Source organism: Streptomyces sp. NPDC013457 (assembly GCF_043089925.1).
Lineage (GTDB): Bacteria > Actinomycetota > Actinomycetes > Streptomycetales > Streptomycetaceae > Streptomyces.
In genome coordinates this window covers 367799-387547 of the sequence record NZ_JBICBL010000005.1, presented here as the reverse complement: position 1 = coordinate 387547, position 19749 = coordinate 367799, and the positions used below count along the sequence as shown (strand labels likewise).

Below are 19749 nucleotides of genomic sequence, written 5' to 3'. Positions count from 1 at the left end.
CCGCCCGAACGCTCTGGTCTAATGGGTTGCTCTTTTGTCGGCGGCTGGTGGGTGGGGGCGCGGTGTTGGATGTACAGAGCGGGGCGGTGGAGACCTCCGCCCCGGAGACCGGCCGCGCCGAGCCGCCGGTGCGCGGGCTCGCCGAGGCGCCCATACGTCCGTACGCCCTGGTGGCGGCCGTGCTGTGCGCGCTCTACTTCCTCTACTCCTGGGTCCAGTACGCGCACTTCCGTACGCCCTCCTGGGACCTGGGGATCTTCAACCAGTCCGTCCGGGCCTACGCCGAGTTCCGGGCGCCGATCGTCGACATCAAGGGCCCCGGCTTCCTCATACTCGGGGACCACTTCAGTCCCGTGACGGCGCTCCTCGCGCCCCTGTACTGGATCTGGTCCTCCCCGCTCGCCCTGCTCTTCGCGCAGGCCGCGCTCTTCGCCGCCTCCGCCGTCGTCGTCGGCCGCACCGCCCACCAGGTGCTCGGCAGCCGCGCCGCCGGCCTGGGGCTCACGGTCGCCTACGGGCTGTCCTGGGGCCTCCAGGAGGCGGTCAAGTCCGACTTCCACGAGATCGCCTTCGCCGTCCCGCTCCTCGCGCTGACCTGCCGCGCCCTGCTCCTCGGGCGCTGGACGGCGGCCGCCGCCTGGTCCGCGCCGCTGGTGCTGGTCAAGGAGGACATGGGGCTCACCGTCGCGATGGTCGGCGCCGTCCTCTTCCTCAAGGGGCAGAAGCGCCTCGGTGCCTCGCTGGCCGCCTTCGGCGCCGCCTTCTTCGCCCTGACGGTCCTGGTCCTGATCCCGGCGGCGAGCCGGGTGGGCCAGTACGACTACTGGGCCAAGATCGAGAAGTCCAGCGAGGGAGCCGACGTCTCCTTCGTCCAGGTGCTGCTCGGCTCGCTGGGCTCCGGCGTGAAGTGGGAGATGATCTTCTTCCTCGTCGGCGTCACCGGTTTCCTGGCCCTGCGCTCACCGCTGATGCTCCTCGTGCTGCCGACGCTCGGCTGGCGCTTCCTCTCCCAGGACCCGAACCACTGGGGGATGGTCTGGCACTACAGCGCGATCCTGATGCCGGTCGTCTTCCTCGCGCTCGTCGACGGCGTCCGCGCCGTGCGGACCTCCCCGCGCGCGTGGCTCGTGGCGTACGGGAAGGTCGTCGTCCCGGTCGTCACGGCGGTCGCGATCGTGGTCGCCCTGGACCTGCCGCTGCGGGAGCTGCTGCGCTCGGAGACGTACCGTACGGACGCCCGGACCGTGGAGGCCCGGAAGGCGGTCGACGCGGTGCCGGCGGGGGCGAGCGTGGAGACGAACGTCACGCTGATGGCGCACCTCACCGCGGACCGCAAGGTCTACTGGGTGGGCGGGGCGAAGGGCGTCAGCCCGGACTACCTGGCCCTCGACCTGGCCTCGGGCTGGTCCCAGCCGGTGACGGACCCGGTGCAGCTCGCGTCCCAGCTGCACCCGGAGGCGCGGTACGAGGTGTCGGCGCAGTCGGGACAGTTCGTCGTGCTCAAGCGGAGCTGAGCGTGGGGTGGGCGTGCGGGCGGGACGCGCACGGTCACCCATGCCGAAGGGGCCCGGTTCCGTGCGGAACCGGGCCCCTTCGGTGTGCCGACGCGACGATCAGTACTGCGCGCGCTGACGGTTGAACCAGGCCGAGCCGTCGCCCTTGCCGACGAAGACCGCGACGAGGATCGCCATCACGGTGTGGGCCAGGCCGATGACGACGAACGGGTAGATGCCGAGGATCGCCGTGATGATGCCGAAGACCAGGGCCGTGACGCGGACGCCGTTGCCGCCGCTGCCGAACTTGGCACCGAGCACGATGGCGAGGACACCCCAGGCGAGGATCAGGACGGTGACGCCCCAGACCGCGCCGACGGACCAGTCGGCCACCTGCTGGAACTGGACGTCGTCCTTCAGCGCGGGGTCGTTCTTGGCGGCGCTGACGCCGACCGCGGCGAGCGCGGCGAAGACGGCGCCGAGGATCTGGAGACCGCCGATGACGAAGAGCATCACGCGGGCCGCCTTCACACCGCCCGGCATCTCCGTGACGCCCTGGTAGCCGCCGCCGTAGGGCTGCTGGACCGGGGGAGCCTGCGGGTAGCCGTAGCCCGGCTGCTGGCCCTGCTGCTGGGGGTAGCCGTAGCCCGGCTGCTGGCCCTGCTGCTGGCCGTAGGGGTTGTTCGGTTCACCGAAGCTCATCGCGGGATTCCTCCGTTGGTCTGTGCGGGGACAACGCGGCCCGCGACGGAGGAGATTTCACAGCGTATGAGCGATTTGCCCCCCGGCACTGCCCGCGGCAGTTCGCGGACATCGTCGTCGTAGCGTCGACTTTTTGTCCAGTCGGTTCGCACGGGTGTTGTGCGAGTGCAACCTTTCCGTCCGCCTCCGCGCGGCCGGTGCCGACGCGAATTGGAACAAGCGAGGGGTCATCCGGGAGGATGGGCCCATGAGCGCCCAGATTCTCGATGGCAAGGCCACCGCAGCCGCGATCAAGACCGATCTGACCGCCCGCGTGGCGGTTCTGAAGGAGAAGGGCGTCACGCCCGGCCTCGGCACGATCCTGGTCGGCGACGACCCGGGCAGTCAGAAGTACGTCGCGGGAAAGCACCGCGACTGCGCGCAGGTCGGCATCGCCTCGATCCAGCGCGAACTGCCCGCGACGGCCACGCAGGAGGAGATCGAGGCCGTCGTACGGGAGCTCAACGAGGACCCCGAGTGCACCGGCTACATCGTGCAGCTCCCGCTGCCGAAGGGCATCGACGAGAACCGCGTCCTGGAGCTGATGGACCCGGCCAAGGACGCCGACGGTCTGCACCCGATGAACCTGGGCCGACTCGTACTGAACGAGCCGGCGCCCCTGCCCTGCACCCCGAACGGCATCATCACGCTGCTGCGCGGTCACGGTGTGGAGATCAAGGGCGCGGAGGTCGTGGTCGTCGGCCGCGGCGTCACCATCGGCCGCCCGATGCCGCTGCTGCTCACGCGGCGCTCGGAGAACGCGACGGTGACGCAGTGCCACACCGGTACGCGTGACCTGGCGGCGCACCTGCGGCGCGCGGACATCATCATCGCGGCGGCGGGCGTGCCGCACCTCATCAAGCCGGAGGACGTGAAGCCGGGCGCGGCCGTCCTCGACGTCGGCGTCTCGCGCAACGGCGAGGGCAAGATCGTCGGTGACGTGGACCCGGGCGTGAACGAGGTCGCGGCGTGGATCTCCCCGAACCCGGGAGGCGTGGGCCCCATGACCCGCGCGCAGCTGCTCGTCAACGTCGTCGAGGCCGCGGAGCGCGCGGCCGAGGCGCTCTGACGATGACGTCGCGCGTGACGGGGGGCGACACGTCGGGCGCCCCGGATGCCGCGGGCGCCGCGGGCGCGTCTGGCGCGGGTACCTCGGGAGCCCGGCGTGTCCCGGACGCTTCCGGCGCGTCTGGCGCGGGTGCTCCGGGTGCTCCGGGTGCTCCGGGTGCGTCCGGCGCGGGTACCTCGGGAGCCCGGCGTGTCCCGGACGCTTCCGGCGCTTCGGGCGCCGGGGCTCGGGAAGCGTCGGCAGCCTCGGACACCACGGACACCACGGACACCACGGACGCCTCGGACACCACGGGAGCCCCGGACGCCTCGGACGCCCCGGCGGTCGAGGGTGTGGAGGGCGTATCGGAGGCCGGGGGCGATTCCGGTGCTGCGGCGTCCGGTGACGCGCCCGGACGGTCCCGGCGGCCTCCGGCGCTGACGACCGACACCGCGCGGCCAGAAGGCGGCGGACGGGCCGCGGCGGGCGGGGCTCCGGCGCCCGCACGCCAGTGGCCGCTGCTGACCGTGCTCGGACTCGCCGCGCTGGGACTGCTGGTCGTCGGGACGGACCTCTTCCCGCAGGCGTTCCGGATCGGGACGATCCTCGTCGGGGTCGCGCTTCTCACCGGCGCCGGACTGCGGCGCGCGCTGCCGTCGGTGGGCATGCTCGCCGTACGGTCGCGGTTCACCGACATGGTGACGTACGGCGTCATGGGCGGGCTCATCGTGCTGCTCGCGCTGATGGTGCAGCCGGCCCCCTGGCTGAGGATCCCGTTCCTGGAGGACATCCTCCACCTGACGATCACCTAGCCGCCTCGACGGCGGAACGGCGCCCGTCCTCTCCCCCGAGGGAGGACGGGCGCCGTTCCTCTTTGAGGATCATGTACGCGCCAACGTGGTTCAAGCGCCGCCGGTGCCCTGTGGCACGGAAGTGACCATTCCGCTACTCCGTCACGCTCCGGGGGCGTGCGCTCGACGCGTACGCACCCCTGCGCCCCCGCCCACGAGCTGTCATCCTGGCCCGAGCATCTTCCGGGGGTCGTCCAGGGTGACGAGGGGGAACCGCACATGGCTCGTGGGAAGGCGCCTCCCGACGAACCCGATGCGCGCGTACGCGAGTTCGTGAGCCACCTGCGGCGGCTCGTCGACCGCAGCGGGCTCAGCGTCGCCGCCGTCGCCGACCGCACCGGCCACAGCAGGGCCGCCTGGGAGCGGTACCTCGACGGACGGCTGCTCGCGCCCCGGGGCGCCGTCGTCGCGCTCGCCGAGGTGACCGGCGCGGACGCCGGCCGGCTCACGGCGATGTGGGAGCGGGCCGAGCGCGCCTGGAGCGGTGCCGAAGGGCGCCACGAACCTGCCGCGGACCCCCGTCGGCCCTCCCGGAGTCTCTCCGCCCACGGCGCGGTCGTCTCCACGGAGACGAGCGGCAGCAGCGGCGGCGATCCGCACGGCTCCGGTACGGAACCCGGCATCGGCGCCGGGCCGGGACGCGGCTCCGGTACGGAACCCGGCGGCGGCGCCGGGCCGGGACGCGACGCCGGTACGGTACCCGGCAGCGGCGCCGGGCCAGGACCCGGTTCCGGGCCAGGACGCGGCTCCGGTACCGGACGCGGCTCCGGTACCGGACTCGGCGCCGGGCCGGGACCCGGCCCGGGTGCGGGACTCGGCTCCGGCTCCCGTGCGGGCTCTGCCCCTCCGCGCCGCCCCGCCGGCCCCGCGGGGCCGGCGGACGCGCCGCCACCCGCCCCTCTGCCGCCCCGTCGCCGCGCGCTCCTGATCGTCACCGGGTTCCTCGGAGCCGTGCTCGTCATCGCCGCCGCCGTCCTCCTCGCCGACGTCGGCTCCGGTGGCCGCGCCGACGGCCGGGCCGGCACCGTCGCGGGTCCCTCCACCGCCGCCCCCGGCACCACTCCGAGCACGCCGCTCCCCGCCGGAGTGAGGTGCACCGGCGCGGGCTGCACCGGCCAGGACCCGGAGACCATGGGGTGCGGCGGCACGTTCGCCACCACCGTCTCCCGGACCCCGGTCGGCGCCGCCGGGCTGCTCGAAGTGCGCCACAGCAGGACCTGCGGCGCCGTCTGGGCCCGGATCACCGGGGCCGCGCCCGGCGACACCCTGCGCATCACCGCCGGTGGCCCCCACGGGGGCCCGGAAGCCGCCGGCCAGGACGCCACCGTGGGCGCCGACCCCGACGCGTACAGCCCGATGCTCGCCGTCACGGACGCGGCGGACGCGACCGCGTGCGTGACGCGGACGAGCGGCGCGCGGGTGTGCACCGGCGGTCGCTGACCCCGGTCGGGTGGCAGTGAGCCGGACCACAAGGGGGTGGGGGTTGGACGGGTCCCGGGTCGGATAGCCTGACCGCTGGATATCTCTTCACGTCGAGACATCGGGCCGACCGATCGATCGTCGATCAGGAGAGGTGTCCGACACCAGGGGCAGGGACCCCCACCGCCAGCTGTCTTACGGAGATCGCCATGACCCGCACTCCCGTGAATGTCACCGTCACCGGCGCGGCCGGCCAGATCGGCTACGCGCTGCTCTTCCGCATCGCCTCCGGCCACCTGCTCGGCGCGGACGTGCCGGTCAAGCTGCGCCTCCTCGAGATCCCGCAGGGCGTCAAGGCCGCCGAGGGCACCGCCATGGAGCTCGACGACTGCGCCTTCCCGCTGCTCAAGGGCATCGACATCTTCGACGACCCGAACCAGGGCTTCGAGGGCGCGAACGTGGCCCTGCTCGTGGGCGCCCGCCCGCGTACCAAGGGCATGGAGCGCGGCGACCTGCTCGCCGCCAACGGCGGCATCTTCAAGCCGCAGGGCAAGGCCATCAACGACCACGCCGCGGACGACATCAAGGTCCTCGTCGTCGGCAACCCGGCCAACACCAACGCCCTGATCGCCCAGGCGGCGGCCCCGGACGTCCCGGCCGAGCGCTTCACCGCGATGACCCGCCTGGACCACAACCGCGCGCTCTCGCAGCTCGCGGCCAAGACCGGCGCGTCCGTCGAGGACATCAAGCGCCTCACCATCTGGGGCAACCACTCGGCGACCCAGTACCCGGACATCTTCCACGCGGAGATCGCCGGCAAGAACGCCGCCGAGGTCGTCGCCGACGAGCAGTGGCTGGCCGACACCTTCATCCCGACCGTCGCCAAGCGCGGCGCCGCGATCATCGAGGCCCGTGGCGCGTCCTCGGCCGCCTCGGCCGCCAACGCCGCCATCGACCACGTCCACACGTGGGTCAACGGCACCGCCGCGGGCGACTGGACCTCCATGGGCATCCCGTCGGACGGCTCCTACGGCGTCCCGGAGGGCCTGATCTCCTCGTTCCCCGTCACCTGCAAGGACGGCAAGTACGAGATCGTCCAGGACCTGGACGTGAACGAGTTCTCCCGCACCCGCATCGACGCCTCGGTGCAGGAGCTGGCGGAGGAGCGCGACGCCGTCCGCGAGCTCGGCCTCATCTGAGACCACCGCGCGGCGCGACCGACGCGCTGACGTACCGACGACCGCCCCCGGCCTGCGAGGCCGGGGGCGGTCGTGCGTGAGCCCGCCCGCGGAGACGAGCGGAAACCGCGGAGACGAGCGGAAACCCGCGGAGACGAGCGGAAACCCGCGGAGGCGTGCCAGACCCGTGGAGGCCTGCCGGGACCCGGGGAACTACGGGCGCTCCGCCGCCAGTTCCGCGGCCAGCCCCGCGACACCCTTCAGCGTCCGCAGCAACAGCCCCGGCCCGAACGTGATCCGGGTCGCGCCCAGCCGCCCCAGCTCGGCGAACGACGGTCCGTCGGGCAGGGCCAACACGTTGACCGGCACGTCGATCCCGGCGCGCAGGAGCGGGAGATGCGCCGCGGGCGCCTTGATCGGATAGACGCAGTCCGCGCCCGCCGCCACGTAGAGCCGAGCCCGTCCGATCGCGTCGTCCACGTCGTTCACTCCGCGCACATACGTGTCCACTCGCGCGTTGACGAAGAGCAGCGGCCCGGCCTCCGCCCGTACCTCCGCCAGCCGGTCGGCCTGCTCCCTGGGGTCCCGCAGCCCGCTCGACCGGTCGCCGTCCTCCAGGTTCACCCCGGCCGCGCCCGTCTCCAGGGCCCGCTCCACGAGCTCCTTGGGCGGCAGCCCGTAGCCGTCCTCCAGATCGGCCGTGACCGGTACGGAGACGGCGCGGACGATTCTCGCCACCGCCGCGAACATCTCCCCGGCCGGAGTCTGCCCGTCCTCGTACCCGAGGGAGGCGGCGATCCCGGCGCTCGGCGTGGCGAGCGTAGGGAACCCGGCCTCCTCGAAGACCCGGGCGGAGGCGGCGTCCCAGGGGCCGGGGACGATCAGCGGCGCTCCGCCCGTCCGCCCGGCGTGCAGGGCGCGCACCGCCTGGGCGGCGGGCGCCCCGGGCACCGGCCCGGTCACTTCTTGTACTGCCCGGGCGTGTAGTGGCCGGGGGTCATGCGGGTGGTGACGGCGATCCGGTTCCAGGCGTTGATGACGGTGATGGCGCCGATGACCTGGGAGAGCTCCGTCTCGTCGAAGTGGGCGGCGGCCCGCGCGTACACCTCGTCCGGGACGAAGCCGTCGGTCAGGACGGTGACGGCCTCGGTCAGGGCCAGGGCGGCGAGCTCGCGCTCGGTGTAGAAGTGCCGCGACTCCTCCCACGCGGACAACTGGACGATCCGCTCGACCGACTCGCCGGCCGCGAGCGCGTCCTTGGTGTGCATGTCGAGGCAGAACGCGCAGTGGTTGATCTGTGAGGCGCGGATCTTGATCAGCTCGTAGAGGGTGGGGTCGATGTCCTTCGCCGCGGCCTGTTCGAGCCGGCTCATCGCCCGGTAGAACTCCGGAACCTGCTCGGCGAGGTTGAGGCGGGGGGCGTGCTCGTCGGCGCGGGCGAGGGTGGCGAGGTCCTGCGTCGTGGTGGTCATGGCTCTCACCGTACGAGCGCGATGGCGCAGGAGTATGGTCCATTCGCATGGCAGAAGACTGGGCCACTCTCGGGGTCGACCTCCATCTGGACCTGCGCGGATCCGGGCTGCGTACGGGGCTGATGGACGCGCTGCGGGAGGCGGTGCGCAGCGGGCGTCTGAAGGCGGGCGTACGGCTGCCGTCCTCCCGCTCGCTCGCCGCCGACCTGGGGATCGCGCGCAACACCGTCGCCGACGCCTATGCCGAGCTGGTCGCGGAGGGCTGGCTGACCGCACGGCAGGGGTCCGGGACCCGGGTCGCCCCGCGGGCCGTGCCGCGCCGGCAGGTCACGTCGGGCGTTCGCCCCACGGCGGTGGCCCGGCGGGAGGCCGCGCGGCCCGCGTACGACCTGAAGCCGGGCTCGCCCGACCTCGCGTCCTTTCCGCGCGCCGAATGGCTCAAGGCCTCCCGGCGCGCCCTGACCGCCGCGCCCAACGAGGCCTTCGGGTACGGCGATCCGCGCGGCCGGATCGAACTGCGCACCGTGCTCGCCGAGTACCTCGCGCGGGCGCGGGGCGTCCACGCGCGGCCCGAACGGATCGTCATCTGCTCGGGGTTCGTGCACGGGCTGATGCTGATGGCGCAGGTGCTGCGGGCGCGGAAGGTGCGGGAGGTGGCGGTCGAGTCGTACGGGCTCGACGTGCACTGGGAGCTGCTGACCGGGGCCGGGCTCGGGCTGCCCGCCCTGCCCTTCGACGAACTCGGCACCCGGACCGAGGGGTTGTCCGGGATGAAGGGCGTGGGGGCGGTGCTGATGACGGCGGCCCACCAGTTCCCCCTGGGCGGGGCGCTCCACCCCGACCGGCGGGCGGCGGCGGTCGACTGGGCGCGGGCCGCGGGCGGGCTCGTCCTGGAGGACGACTACGACGGGGAGTTCCGCTACGACCGGCAGCCCGTGGGCGCGCTCCAGGGCCTCGACCCCGAGCGCGTGGTCTATCTGGGCACCTCCAGCAAGTCCCTGGCCCCCGGGCTGCGGCTGGCGTGGATGGTGCTGCCGGAGAGCCTGGTGGACGAGGTGGTCGCGGCGAAGGGCCACGTGGACTGGGTGTCCAGCTCGCTGGACCAGCTGACCTTCGCGGAGTTCCTGGGCTCGGGGGCGTACGACCGTCATGTACGGGCGATGCGGCTGCGCTACCGGCGGCGCAGGGACGAGCTGGTGGCGGCGGTGGCCGAACGGTCCCCGGAGACGCGGGTGAGCGGGATCGCGGCGGGTCTCCACGCGGTCCTGCGACTCCCGCCGGGCCAGGAGCGGGAGGTGCTGCGGTCCGCCGCCTGGCAGGGCCTCGCCCTCCATGGTCTCGACCGCTTCCGCCACCCGGACGTCCCGCAGACCCAGGACGGCCTGGTGGTCGGCTACGCGACCCCGCCGGACAGCGCCTGGTCCGGCGCGCTGGCGGCCCTGTGCCGCGTCCTGCCGTAGGGCCGCGGGGCCGGGCCCCTCGGCCGACGCCGGGTCCGGTGCCGGGCCGCTCAGCTCGGGTCCGGGGTCGGGGGTTCTCCGAAGCGGGCCAGGAGCAGCGCGCCCGCCACCGCCACCGTGAAGCCCAGGATCGCCAGCCACCCGAAGCCCTCGCGCGTACGGTCGCCCAGCCAGATCACGCCGACCAGTGCCGGGCCGATCGTCTCGCCGACGACCGCGCCGGCCGTCGCCGTCGTCACCGAGCCCCGCTGGAGCGCGGAGGTCAGCAGGACGTACGCCGATCCGCCGCCCAGGATCAGCGCGTACACCGCCGGGTTGGCGAGGTCCCAGCTGTCGATCAGCCGGACCGCCACCTCCACCACCCCGAAGCCGAAGCCCGCGCAGAGGCCGAGCGCCAGGGCCCGCGGCCGGCCGGGCAGACGCCCGGCGGCCGCGCCGAGACCGAGGACCGCGAACGCCGCCCCGAGCATCGCCCACCGCAGCGCCTCCGACGAGCTCTGCTCGCCCTCCGGGCCCGCGGCGAGGGCGAGCATCACGAGCCCCCCGCACACCACGGCCACCGCCGCCCACTCCATCCGGTGCAGGCGGACCTTGAGCAGCCAGGAGGCGGCCACCGCCGTGACCGCCAGGCTCGCCGCGAGCGCCGCCCCCACCACGTAGATCGGCAGCGTCAGCAGGGCGATGATCTGAAGCCCGAAACCGATGCCGTCGAAGGAGAGTCCGAGCAGATATCGCCACTGCCGCATCACCCGCAGCTGCAGGGCCACGTCGACGCCGGCGCCCGTCCCGGGCTCCGCCGCCCGGGCGCCGAGCGCCTGCAACACCGATGCCATGCCGAAGAAGACCGAGGAACCCAGAGCGCAGATCATCCCAAAGAGCACGAATGGACTCTAGTGCGGGGCCGCTCGGCCACAGGCCTAAACTGTGCGGTCGCGACCACGGGATGGGGAGGCTTTTCATATGCGCAGGCTGAGGTCGAGCACGGTCGTGCTCGGCGGTATGGGGGTGCTCGCGGCGACCATCACGTCCTGCGGCTCCGAGCCCGACAGGCGGTGTGTCGACCCGCTGACCCGCGACAAGCTGCCGAGTTACGAGTGCGAGAGCGGCAGTGGCAGCAGCGGCACGGCCCGCGGCTCGTACTACTACGGCGGCAGCGTCAGCGACAACAGGGTCAGCGGCGGCAGCTTCGACAAGACGGCCGTCGACACCGGCGGCTTCGGCTGTTCCGGTTCCGGCGGCGGCTGAGCGTACCGACGACGGACGGACGGACCGAGCGACATGCGACGGCACACGATCGAGCCCCGGCCGGGGTGGCAGCGGACGGTGGAGGAGCAGGGGCTCGTCTACCCCCTGACCCGCTACCCCGACGGCTCCCTGCGCCCGTACTGGGACGAGAGCGCGTACTACTCCTTCACCCTGCCCGAGGTCGAGGCCCTGGAGGAGGTCGTCGAGGAGCTGCACGCGATGTGTCTCGCGGCGGCCGCCCACATCGTCGAGAAGGATCGTTTCGCCGATCTCGGCCTCACCGACCCCCGGCTCGTCTCGCTCGTCGCCGAGTCCTGGCGCCGCCGGGCCGAACTGCCGTCGCTCTACGGCCGGTTCGACCTCCGCTACGACGGCACGGGCCCGGCCAAGATGCTGGAGTACAACGCCGACACGCCGACCTCGCTGGTCGAGGCGGCGAGCCCGCAGTGGTTCTGGATGGAGGAGCGCTTCCCCGGCGCCGACCAGTGGAACTCGCTCCACGAGCGGCTCGTCGACGCCTGGAGGCGGCAGGCGAAGCTGCTGCCCCCGGGCCCGGTGCACTTCGTCCACTCCGACGGGGACGAGCTCGGCGAGGACCTGATGACGGTCGCGTACCTGCGTGAGACCGCCCAGCAGGCCGGGCTCGACACGGAGGCGCTGTCGGTCGAACAGATCGGCTGGGACCGGCTGTCGGGGCGGTTCGTGGACGACCGGCTGCGGTTCGTCCGCAGCTGCTTCAAGCTCTACCCGTGGGAGTGGCTGACGACGGACCGCTTCGGCCCGTACGTCCTCGACACCCTCGACAACGGCGGCGGTACGGGCACGACCTGCTGGATCGAGCCCGCCTGGAAGATGCTGCTCTCCAACAAGGCCCTCCTCGCGATCCTCTGGGAGCTCTACCCGGGGCATCCGAACCTGTTGCCGGCCTACCTCGACGGCCCGCGCGAGCTCGCCGCGACCGGCGGCTACGTCGCCAAGCCGCTCCTCGGCCGCGAGGGCGCGGGCGTCACCGTCCACGAGCCGGGCGCGGAGCCGGTCGTCCGTGACGAACCCTGCTGCTACCAGGGGTTGGCCCCGCTCCCGGACTTCGAGGGCAACCGTGTCGTGCTCGGCGCGTGGGTCGTCGAGGACGAGGCGGCGGGGCTCGGCATCCGGGAGTCGGCGGGCCTGATCACGGACGAGTACGCCCGCTTCCTGCCGCACGTCATCCTCTGATCCCGTTCGCGACGCCTACTCCGGTACGTACTCCCTGAGCGGTGCCGGCTGCAGGCCGGCCGCCTCGGCGGCGTCCAGGGCGCGCGTCAGATCCTGCTCCAGCGTCTCGTTGAAGTGCAGCAGGATGATGTCGCCGGCCCTGAGCGCCGGGGCCGGCGGGGTCCACTGCCCCCAGGTGGTGAGGTCGTACGTCCAGGTCACCAGGGCCTTCGCCCCGCAGGCGCGGGCGGTGGTGCGCGTGGTCTCGTCGTACGCGCCGTAGGGAGGGCGCAGCAGGCGTGGCCCGTCGCCGAACTCGGCGAGGTGGTGTTCGCGCGCCCCGCAGACCTCCGCCTTCTGGCCGGCCGCGTCGAGCGTGGTCAGGTCCGGGTGGCCGACGGTGTGGTTCTCGACGCGGGAGCGGCCCTGGTCGAGCAGGGTGTGGAAGTAGCCGGAGTCGTAGGAGTACGCGCCCGGGAGCAGGAAGAGCGAGGCCGGCACCCGGCGGTCGAGGAGGACCTTCGCGGCCGCCGGGTCGTGGAACCAGCCGTCGTCGATGGTGATGAAGACGACCGGGTCGGTGGTCTCGACACGGGAGACGACGGGAACGGGCTCGGGCCAGGCCGCCACGGGGGCGGCGTGCGCCGGGCCCCCGAACGCGCCGAGCAGCGCGAGCGGGACGAGGGCGGCGACGGCGCCGCGCAGCGCGCGGCGGGGGCGGGGTCTCGGCATGGTCGCATCATTGGCCTAGACCAACTCCGCTGTCAATGGCCCGAGTTGTCGCCACCGCCGACGCGGCCGCCCCCGCCCTCAGGCGGACCGGATCACTCCGAGAGAACCGCCCGCAGCTGTTCGAGACCCCAGTCCAGATCCTCCTTGCTGATCACCAGCGGAGGCGCGATCCGGATCGTCGAACCGTGCGTGTCCTTCACCAGCACCCCCCGCGCCATCAGCTTCTCGGAGATCTCCCGGCCCGTGCCCTTCGACGGCGCGATGTCCACCCCGGCCCACAGACCGCGCCCGCGCACCGCCTCCACCGCGCCGCCGCCCACCAGCAGCCGGAGCTCCGCGTGGAGATGCTCGCCCAGCTCGGCCGCCCGCTGCTGGTACTCGCCCGTCCGCAGCATCGCGATCACCTCCAGGGCCACCGCGCAGGCCAGCGGGTTCCCGCCGAACGTCGACCCGTGCTCACCCGGGCGGAACACTCCGAGCACATCCCGGTCCGCGACCACCGCCGAGACCGGGACGACACCGCCGCCCAGCGCCTTGCCCAGGACGTACATGTCCGGCACCACGCCCTCGTGCTCGCACGCGAACGTCCGCCCGGTCCGTCCGAGGCCCGACTGGATCTCGTCCGCGATGAAGAGCACGTTGCGCTCGCGGGTCAACTCCCGCACCCCGCGCAGATACCCCGCCGGCGGGACGAGGACCCCCGCCTCGCCCTGGATCGGCTCGATGAGCACCGCCACCGTGTGCGCGGTGACCGCGCGCTCCATCGCCGTCGGATCGCCGTACGGGACGATCTCGAACCCCGGCGTGTACGGCCCGTAGTGGTCGCGGGCCTCGTGGTCCGTGGAGAAGCTGACGATCGTCGTCGTCCGGCCGTGGAAGTTGTTCGCCGCGACCACGATCTTCGCGTGCCCGTCCGGCACGCCCTTCACCTCGTACCCCCACTTCCGGGCGGTCTTCACGGCCGTCTCGACGGCCTCCGCGCCCGTGTTCATGGGCAGGACCATCTCCTTGCCGCACAGCTCCGCGAGCCGGGCGCAGAACTCCGCGAACCGGTCGTGGTAGAACGCCCGGGACGTGAGCGTCACCCGCTCCAGCTGCGCCCGCGCGGCATCGATCAGCCGCCGGTTGCCGTGCCCGAAGTTGAGCGCCGAGTACCCGGCGAGCATGTCGAGGTAGCGGCGCCCCTCGATGTCGGTCATCCAGGCCCCGTCCGCCGAGGCGACGACGACGGGAAGGGGGTGGTAGTTGTGCGCGCTGTGCGCCTCCGCGGAAGCGATCGCGTCTTGCGTACTCGACACGGGATCTCCGTTCGTCCTGCGGGCCAGGGGGCGTGTGTGGCTCCCCTTCCTATCGTCGCTCGGATGCCGGACGAGGAAACCTGCGCGACGGCGCGCCCGCTACTCTGGAAACACGCACGGCGACTGGCGTACGGGGAATCGACCCTGGGGGAGCCGTGCGCGGCAGACCACACGAGATGCCGCCCGCCTGGGCATCTTCGGGACCGTACATCCCGCGTGGCGCCGCCCAGCAGGCTGAGCAGTGCTCCGGGATCCACCGAACGCCCGGAGGAACCGCCGTGACCGTCACCCCGCAGGCCGCCGATCTCGCCGCCCGCCACCCCGCCCTGGCCGCCGCCGACCCCGAACTCGCCGCGCTCGTCGGTGCCGAGGAGCTGTTGCAGGCCGAGACCCTCAGGCTGATCCCCAGCGAGAACTACGTCTCCCGGGCCGTCCTCGAAGCGTCCGGGACCGTCCTGCAGAACAAGTACAGCGAGGGCTACCCCGGCCGCCGCTACTACGAGGGCCAGCAGAACATCGACCAGGTCGAGACCCTCGCCGTCGAGCGCGCCAAGGCCGTCTTCGGCGTCGAACACGCCAATGTGCAGCCCTACTCCGGCTCGCCCGCCAACCTCGCCGTCTACCTCGCCTTCGCCGAGCCCGGCGACACCGTGATGGGCATGGCCCTGCCGATGGGCGGCCACCTCACCCACGGCTGGGGCGTCTCCGCCACCGGCAGGTGGTTCCGCGGCGTGCAGTACGGCGTACGCCAGGACACCGGACTCGTCGACCTCGACCAGGTCCGCGAGCTCGCCCTCAAGGAACGGCCGAAGGTGATCTTCTGCGGTGGCACCGCGCTGCCCCGCACGATCGACTTCGCCGCGTTCGCGGAGATCGCCCACGAGGCCGGGTCCGTGCTCGTCGCCGACATCGCCCACATCGCCGGCCTGATCGCGGGCGGCGCCCACCCCTCTCCCGTCCCGTACGCCGACGTCGTCTCGACCACCACGCACAAGACCCTGCGCGGCCCGCGCGGCGCCATGCTGATGTCCCGCGAGGAGCACGCCAAGGCCCTCGACAAGGCTGTCTTCCCCGGCCTCCAGGGCGGCCCGCACAACCAGACCACGGCCGCCATCGCCGTCGCCCTGCGCGAGGCGGCGCAGCCCTCCTTCCGCGACTACGCCCACGCGGTCGTCGCCAACGCCAGGGCGCTGGCCGAGGCGCTCCTCGCGCGCGGCTTCGACCTGGTCTCCGGCGGCACCGACAACCACCTGATCCTGATGGACCTCACCCCCAAGGAGGTCCCCGGCAAGGTCGCCGCCAAGGCCCTCGACCGCGCCGGGATCGTGGTCAACTACAACACCGTCCCCTACGACACCCGGAAGCCCTTCGACCCGTCGGGCATCCGCATCGGCACGCCCTCCCTCACCTCCCGCGGTCTCTCCACCGCGCACATGGAGCTGGTTGCCGACTGGATCGACCGCGGCGTCGCCGCCGCCGGATCGGGCGACGAGGACGCCCTGCTCGCCGTCCGCAAGGAGGTCGCCGAACTGATGGCGGCCTTCCCGGCCCCGGGCCTCCCGGCCTGAACCCGCCGCCGCGTCGTCCTGACCGGCCGGGCGTCCGGCCGGTCAGGAAGGGCCCGGTGACCGTCCCGGCTCAGCCCGCCGACTCGGCCACGGCCCGCGCCCGCTCCAGGGACGGCTCGCCCTCCAGGCGCAGCGTCAGGGCTCCCGCGTTCCTCGTCCACAGGAGCGTGGGGCCCGCCGTGCGTATGGAGTGCGACCAGGTCCGTCCGCTCGCGTCCGTCATCGGAAAGCGCAGCAGATGCGGCTCGGCGAACCAGTAGCCCTCGGCGCCGTCCGGCAGATCCACCCACTCCGGATGCGACCGCACCTGCTTGGCGAAGCCGGCCTCCAGCCGCGCGGAGAACTCGTCCAGCCGGACCGTCCGGCCGTCCGCCCCGCGCCAGCACAGGCTGATCACCGCCCGTCCCTGCTCCGCCGAGCCTGTCACCGACACCGCGTCCGGGGCCCCGAGCGCGCCCGGAACCAGCGGCTCGAACCCGGCCCTCCGCCCGGCCTCCGCCGGCGGAACGGGCGAGGGGCATCCGGGCACCGCCGCGCCGGGCGCCGGACGCGCACCGGGGTCGTACCGGACCTCGACCCCGCCGAAGCCGAACCAGTCGGCCACCGTCGCCCGCACCGGCGGCGTGAGCACCAGCACCACCAGGACCCCGGAGAGCGCGGCGAGCAGAGCCTTCCAGCGCCTGCGCAGGGACGCGAGGCGCCGCCGCCGCGCCGGCGTCGGCACCCGCTCCGCCAGGAGCTGGGCGAGCACCCGCTCGGCCATGGACTCCCCGTCCACGTCCGGCACCTTCAGCCGGCGTCCCAGCTCCCGCAGCTCATCGGGGAGCCCGTCGCCGCCCCTCGCGTCCTTCATGCCCGTCACCTCCCTCCAGCGCCGGCCCCAGCCTCTTCAGCGCCCGGCTCAGCCGGGACTTCACCGTCCCCCGCGGCCAGCCGAGCGCGGCCGCCGTCTCCGTCTCGTCGAGCTCCAGCAGATACCGGTGGATCACCACCTGCCGGTGGTCCTCGCTCAGTCCGTCGAGCGCCGTGAGCAGCTGACGGCGTCTCTCCTGCTCCTCGGCCGCGACCGCCGGGTCCGCCCCGTCCGGTATCCGCGGCTCGGAGGCCAGCAGCTCCGCCTCCCGCCCCGCGACCGCCCGCTGCCGGCCCGCCGCCCGCACTGTGTTCCTCGTCTCATTGACCACGATCCGCAGCAGCCACGGCCGGAACGCCGACCCCTCCTTGAACCGCCCCAGCGACCGGTACGCCTTGAAGAACGCCTGCTGCACGACGTCCTCCGCCTCCGCGCCCGCGCCGCACGCCACCGCCGCCCTCAGCGCGACCGCCGTGTGCGCGCGGACCAGCGCCGCGTACGCCTCCACCTCCCCGGCGCGTACGCGTGCGATCACCGCGGCCTCGGCTCCGTCGTCGACGACCCGGCCCCCCTCCAGCGTCCTCACACCTTTGATACACCGGCCGCGGCGGATCGGTTCCCGGTCCGGGATCAGTTCGTTCCCGCACCTGAGAGAATGTGGGACATGGCCTCTGACAGTCCCCGTGTGCTCTCCGGAATCCAGCCCACCGCAGGCTCGTTCCACCTCGGCAACTACCTCGGCGCCGTCCGCCAGTGGGTCGCCCTGCAGGAGTCCCACGACGCCTTCTACATGGTGGTGGACCTGCACGCGATCACGGTCCCGCAGGACCCCGCGGAGCTCCGTGCCAACACCCGGCTCGCCGCCGCGCAGCTGCTCGCCGCCGGCCTCGACCCCGAGCGGTGCACCCTCTTCGTGCAGAGCCACGTCCCCGAGCACGCGCAGCTCGGCTGGGTCATGAACTGCCTGACGGGCTTCGGCGAGGCCTCCCGCATGACGCAGTTCAAGGACAAGTCCGCCAAGCAGGGCGCCGACCGCGCCACCGTCGGCCTCTTCACGTACCCGATCCTCCAGGTCGCCGACATCCTGCTCTACCAGGCCAACCAGGTCCCGGTGGGCGAGGACCAGCGCCAGCACATCGAGCTGACCCGCGACCTCGCGGAGCGCTTCAACGGCCGCTTCGGCGAGACGTTCACGATCCCGGCGCCGTACATCCTCAAGGAGACGGCGAAGATCTACGACCTGCAGGACCCGGCGATCAAGATGAGCAAGTCGGCGTCGACGCCGAAGGGCCTGATCAACCTCCTCGACGAGCCGAAGACGACCGCGAAGAAGGTCAAGAGCGCCGTCACCGACACCGAGACGGTCATCCGCTTCGACCCCGAGACCAAGGCCGGCGTCTCCAACCTGCTCACGATCATGTCCACGCTCACCGGGACGAGCATCCCCGACCTGGAGAAGAGCTACGAGGGCAAGATGTACGGCGCCCTGAAGACCGACCTGGCGGAGGTCATGGTGGACTTCGTCACGCCGTTCCGGTCCCGTACGCAGGAATATCTGGACGACCCGGAGACGCTGGACGCGATCCTGGCCAAGGGCGCGGAGAAGGCACGCGCGGTCGCCGCGGAGACGCTGGCGCAGACGTACGAGCGGATGGGCTTCCTGCCCGCGAAGCACTGAGTCCGAGGACTCTGGCCTCAGGGGTGGTGCAGGCCGCACACTGGCGGCTGCACCATTACCCGAAATGACACGACTATGGAGGAGAACGACGTGGGGACCGTAACGCTCGGCGTTTCGATCGCGGTCCCGGAGCCCTACGGCAGCCTGCTCCAGGAGCGGCGCGCGGGCTTCGGGGATCCCGCCGCGCACGGCATCCCCACGCACGTCACCCTCGTGCCGCCGACCGAGGTGGACGAGGCGCGGCTGCCCGCGATCCAGGCACACCTCGCCGAGGTCGCCGCGGGCGTCCGCTCCTTCCCCGTGCGCCTCAGCGGCACGGGAACGTTTCGCCCGCTGTCCCCGGTCGTCTACGTGACGCTCGCCGAGGGCGTCTCCGCCTGCGCCTGGCTCCAGGAGCGGGTACGGGACGAGTCCGGGCCGCTCGTGCGCGAGCTGCAGTTCCCGTACCACCCGCACGTCACCGTCGCGCACGGCATCGCCGAGGAGGCGATGGACCGGGCCTACGCCGAGCTGGCCGACTTCGAGGCCGCCTGGACCTGCTCCTCCTTCGCCCTGTACGAGCAGGGCGCGGACGGCGTGTGGCGCAAGCTCCGGGTGTACGAGTTCGGCGACGCGCGCCCCGTCACCGCCGTCCCGTCCCAGGCCTGCGCGCCGCTCGACGAACCGTCCCCGACGGCGGGCTGACCGGGGCCGCCCTCTTCGGCCCCACCTCCCCGCCCGGCCCGCGCGGGCTGCCGGTGTCAGACCGGCAGCCGCCGGAACACCGGCCTCGGCACGTGCCGCAGCGCCGACATCACCATCCGCAGCGCCCCCGGCACCCACACCGTCTCCGAGCGCCGCCGCAGGCCCAGCTCGATCGCCGTCGCGACCGCCTCCGGCGTGGTCGCCAGCGGCGCCTCGTCGAGCCCCGCGGTCATCCGTGACCGTACGAAGCCGGGGCGTACGACCATGACGTGCACCCCGGTCCCGTGCAGCGCGTCGCCGAGCCCCTGGGCGAACGCGTCGAGGCCGGCCTTGGACGAGCCGTAGATGAAGTTCGCGCGGCGGGCGCGCTCGCCGGCCACCGACGACAGCACCACCAGTGAGCCGTGCCCCTGCGCCTGCAGCGCGCCCGCGCAGATCAGCCCCGCCGAGACGGCGCCCGTGTAGTTGGTCTGGGCGACCCGGACGGCGGCGAGCGGATCGGCCTCGTCGTGCGCCTGGTCGCCGAGGATCCCGAAGGCGAGCAGCACCATGTCGATGTCGCCCTCGGTGAAGATCTTGCCGAGCCGCTCCTCGTGCGACGTGGTGTCGAGCGCGTCGAACGGCACCGTCCGCACGTCCGCGCCGAGCGCCCGCAGCGAGTCCGCGGCGGCCGCCAGGGCGGGCGAGGGGCGCCCGGCGAGCCAGACCGTGCGGGTGCGGCGGGCGATCAGCCGGCGGGCCGTGGCGAGCCCGATCTCGGAGGTGCCGCCGAGCAGGAGCAGGGACTGCGGGGCGCCGAAGGCATCCTTCATGACGATCAAACTCCTCGGAGAGT

The 19749-nt window shown here is 73.0% G+C and carries 20 protein-coding genes and 1 riboswitch; of the genes, 11 read left to right on the top strand and 9 right to left on the bottom strand.

The window, feature by feature from the left end; genetic code table 11:
- Positions 1-62 precede the first annotated feature (62 nt).
- On the top strand, positions 63-1514 hold the full coding sequence (locus ACF1G2_RS16315) for a DUF2079 domain-containing protein (RefSeq protein ID WP_391798895.1): 1452 nt from the start codon (positions 63-65) through the stop codon (positions 1512-1514).
- A gap of 99 nt (positions 1515-1613) precedes the next feature.
- On the opposite strand, the gene ACF1G2_RS16310 is transcribed toward ACF1G2_RS16315, so the two are convergent.
- Positions 1614-2195 (bottom strand): hypothetical protein, encoded by a 582-nt coding sequence (locus ACF1G2_RS16310; protein WP_391798894.1) that lies wholly within the window; start codon positions 2193-2195, stop codon positions 1614-1616.
- Between the two features lie 247 nt (positions 2196-2442).
- On the opposite strand from ACF1G2_RS16310, the gene ACF1G2_RS16305 reads away from it, so the two are divergent.
- From ACF1G2_RS16305 to ACF1G2_RS16290, 4 genes are all read left to right on the top strand, one after another.
- On the top strand, positions 2443-3303 hold the full coding sequence (locus ACF1G2_RS16305) for a bifunctional methylenetetrahydrofolate dehydrogenase/methenyltetrahydrofolate cyclohydrolase (protein ID WP_391798893.1): 861 nt from the start codon (positions 2443-2445) through the stop codon (positions 3301-3303).
- 332 nt (positions 3304-3635) lie between these two features.
- The gene (locus ACF1G2_RS16300) at positions 3636-4094 is read left to right on the top strand and encodes a DUF3017 domain-containing protein (RefSeq protein ID WP_391798892.1); all 459 of its coding nucleotides are present in this window, start codon (positions 3636-3638) and stop codon (positions 4092-4094) included.
- A 258-nt stretch (positions 4095-4352) separates the two neighbouring features.
- Positions 4353-5573 carry a DUF2690 domain-containing protein gene (locus ACF1G2_RS16295; RefSeq protein ID WP_391798891.1) on the top strand — a complete coding sequence of 407 codons (1221 nt, stop codon included), beginning with the start codon at positions 4353-4355 and terminating at the stop codon, positions 5571-5573.
- A 188-nt stretch (positions 5574-5761) separates the two neighbouring features.
- Positions 5762-6751, top strand: a complete 990-nt coding sequence (locus ACF1G2_RS16290; protein ID WP_391798890.1) for a malate dehydrogenase — start codon at positions 5762-5764, stop codon at positions 6749-6751.
- 192 nt (positions 6752-6943) lie between these two features.
- Here ACF1G2_RS16290 and ACF1G2_RS16285 read toward each other — a convergent pair whose 3' ends face one another.
- Positions 6944-7681, bottom strand: coding sequence for an isocitrate lyase/phosphoenolpyruvate mutase family protein (locus ACF1G2_RS16285; protein WP_391798889.1), 738 nt, complete (start codon positions 7679-7681; stop codon positions 6944-6946).
- Between the two features lie 8 nt (positions 7682-7689).
- On the bottom strand, positions 7690-8202 hold the full coding sequence (locus tag ACF1G2_RS16280; RefSeq protein WP_391798888.1) for a carboxymuconolactone decarboxylase family protein: 513 nt from the start codon (positions 8200-8202) through the stop codon (positions 7690-7692).
- A 47-nt stretch (positions 8203-8249) separates the two neighbouring features.
- Here ACF1G2_RS16280 and ACF1G2_RS16275 point away from each other — a divergent pair, with 47 nt between their 5' ends.
- Positions 8250-9662, top strand: a complete 1413-nt coding sequence (locus ACF1G2_RS16275; protein ID WP_391798887.1) for a PLP-dependent aminotransferase family protein — start codon at positions 8250-8252, stop codon at positions 9660-9662.
- Positions 9663-9712: 50 nt separating this feature from the next.
- Here the strand turns inward: ACF1G2_RS16275 and ACF1G2_RS16270 are convergent, their stop codons facing one another.
- Entirely contained in the window at positions 9713-10531 is an 819-nt protein-coding gene (locus tag ACF1G2_RS16270; RefSeq protein WP_391799038.1) for a hypothetical protein, read from the bottom strand.
- Between the two features lie 91 nt (positions 10532-10622).
- On the opposite strand from ACF1G2_RS16270, the gene ACF1G2_RS16265 reads away from it, so the two are divergent.
- Together ACF1G2_RS16265 and ACF1G2_RS16260 are read left to right on the top strand one after the other, a co-directional pair.
- On the top strand, positions 10623-10907 hold the full coding sequence (locus tag ACF1G2_RS16265; protein WP_391798886.1) for a hypothetical protein: 285 nt from the start codon (positions 10623-10625) through the stop codon (positions 10905-10907).
- A gap of 33 nt (positions 10908-10940) precedes the next feature.
- Complete coding sequence (locus ACF1G2_RS16260; protein ID WP_391798885.1) at positions 10941-12122, top strand: glutathionylspermidine synthase family protein; 1182 nt, start codon at positions 10941-10943, stop codon at positions 12120-12122.
- Between the two features lie 15 nt (positions 12123-12137).
- On the opposite strand, the gene ACF1G2_RS16255 is transcribed toward ACF1G2_RS16260, so the two are convergent.
- Positions 12138-12833, bottom strand: a complete 696-nt coding sequence (locus ACF1G2_RS16255; RefSeq protein WP_391798884.1) for a polysaccharide deacetylase family protein — start codon at positions 12831-12833, stop codon at positions 12138-12140.
- Between the two features lie 92 nt (positions 12834-12925).
- On the bottom strand, positions 12926-14131 hold the full coding sequence (gene rocD / locus ACF1G2_RS16250) for an ornithine--oxo-acid transaminase (protein WP_391798883.1): 1206 nt from the start codon (positions 14129-14131) through the stop codon (positions 12926-12928).
- A gap of 109 nt (positions 14132-14240) precedes the next feature.
- A riboswitch (ZMP/ZTP riboswitch) is annotated at positions 14241-14331 on the top strand.
- Between the two features lie 78 nt (positions 14332-14409).
- On the opposite strand from rocD, the gene glyA reads away from it, so the two are divergent.
- The gene (glyA, locus tag ACF1G2_RS16245; RefSeq protein WP_391798882.1) at positions 14410-15699 is read left to right on the top strand and encodes a serine hydroxymethyltransferase; all 1290 of its coding nucleotides are present in this window, start codon (positions 14410-14412) and stop codon (positions 15697-15699) included.
- Positions 15700-15769: 70 nt separating this feature from the next.
- Here the strand turns inward: glyA and ACF1G2_RS16240 are convergent, their stop codons facing one another.
- Complete coding sequence (locus tag ACF1G2_RS16240) at positions 15770-16552, bottom strand: hypothetical protein (RefSeq protein WP_391798881.1); 783 nt, start codon at positions 16550-16552, stop codon at positions 15770-15772.
- Positions 16515-17138 (bottom strand): RNA polymerase sigma factor, encoded by a 624-nt coding sequence (locus tag ACF1G2_RS16235; protein WP_391798880.1) that lies wholly within the window; start codon positions 17136-17138, stop codon positions 16515-16517. Before ACF1G2_RS16235 ends, ACF1G2_RS16240 begins: the two co-directional genes overlap by 38 nt.
- 78 nt (positions 17139-17216) lie before the next feature.
- Here ACF1G2_RS16235 and trpS point away from each other — a divergent pair, with 78 nt between their 5' ends.
- A complete protein-coding gene (trpS, locus tag ACF1G2_RS16230; protein WP_352191950.1) occupies positions 17217-18230 on the top strand; it encodes a tryptophan--tRNA ligase in 1014 nt (337 codons plus the stop codon).
- A 90-nt stretch (positions 18231-18320) separates the two neighbouring features.
- Entirely contained in the window at positions 18321-18914 is a 594-nt protein-coding gene (locus ACF1G2_RS16225) for a 2'-5' RNA ligase family protein (RefSeq protein WP_391798879.1), read from the top strand.
- A gap of 56 nt (positions 18915-18970) precedes the next feature.
- On the opposite strand, the gene ACF1G2_RS16220 is transcribed toward ACF1G2_RS16225, so the two are convergent.
- Entirely contained in the window at positions 18971-19726 is a 756-nt protein-coding gene (locus ACF1G2_RS16220; RefSeq protein ID WP_391798878.1) for a decaprenylphospho-beta-D-erythro-pentofuranosid-2-ulose 2-reductase, read from the bottom strand.
- Between the last annotated feature and the right edge of the window lie 23 nt (positions 19727-19749).

What these genes read in the sequence shown, in the direction of transcription:
- ACF1G2_RS16305 (WP_391798893.1), top strand. Translation starts at nt 2,443, where the DNA reads ATGAGCGCCCAGATTCTCGATGGCAAGGCCACCGCAGCCGCGATCAAG.
- ACF1G2_RS16295 (WP_391798891.1), top strand. Translation starts at nt 4,353, where the DNA reads ATGGCTCGTGGGAAGGCGCCTCCCGACGAACCCGATGCGCGCGTACGC.
- ACF1G2_RS16240 (WP_391798881.1), bottom strand. Translation starts at nt 16,552, where the DNA reads ATGAAGGACGCGAGGGGCGGCGACGGGCTCCCCGATGAGCTGCGGGAG.
- ACF1G2_RS16280 (WP_391798888.1), bottom strand. Translation starts at nt 8,202, where the DNA reads ATGACCACCACGACGCAGGACCTCGCCACCCTCGCCCGCGCCGACGAG.
- ACF1G2_RS16265 (WP_391798886.1), top strand. Translation starts at nt 10,623, where the DNA reads ATGCGCAGGCTGAGGTCGAGCACGGTCGTGCTCGGCGGTATGGGGGTG.
- ACF1G2_RS16220 (WP_391798878.1), bottom strand. Translation starts at nt 19,726, where the DNA reads ATGAAGGATGCCTTCGGCGCCCCGCAGTCCCTGCTCCTGCTCGGCGGC.
- ACF1G2_RS16310 (WP_391798894.1), bottom strand. Translation starts at nt 2,195, where the DNA reads ATGAGCTTCGGTGAACCGAACAACCCCTACGGCCAGCAGCAGGGCCAG.
- ACF1G2_RS16290 (WP_391798890.1), top strand. Translation starts at nt 5,762, where the DNA reads ATGACCCGCACTCCCGTGAATGTCACCGTCACCGGCGCGGCCGGCCAG.
- ACF1G2_RS16260 (WP_391798885.1), top strand. Translation starts at nt 10,941, where the DNA reads ATGCGACGGCACACGATCGAGCCCCGGCCGGGGTGGCAGCGGACGGTG.
- ACF1G2_RS16275 (WP_391798887.1), top strand. Translation starts at nt 8,250, where the DNA reads ATGGCAGAAGACTGGGCCACTCTCGGGGTCGACCTCCATCTGGACCTG.
- trpS (WP_352191950.1), top strand. Translation starts at nt 17,217, where the DNA reads ATGGCCTCTGACAGTCCCCGTGTGCTCTCCGGAATCCAGCCCACCGCA.
- ACF1G2_RS16255 (WP_391798884.1), bottom strand. Translation starts at nt 12,833, where the DNA reads ATGCCGAGACCCCGCCCCCGCCGCGCGCTGCGCGGCGCCGTCGCCGCC.
- ACF1G2_RS16270 (WP_391799038.1), bottom strand. Translation starts at nt 10,531, where the DNA reads ATGATCTGCGCTCTGGGTTCCTCGGTCTTCTTCGGCATGGCATCGGTG.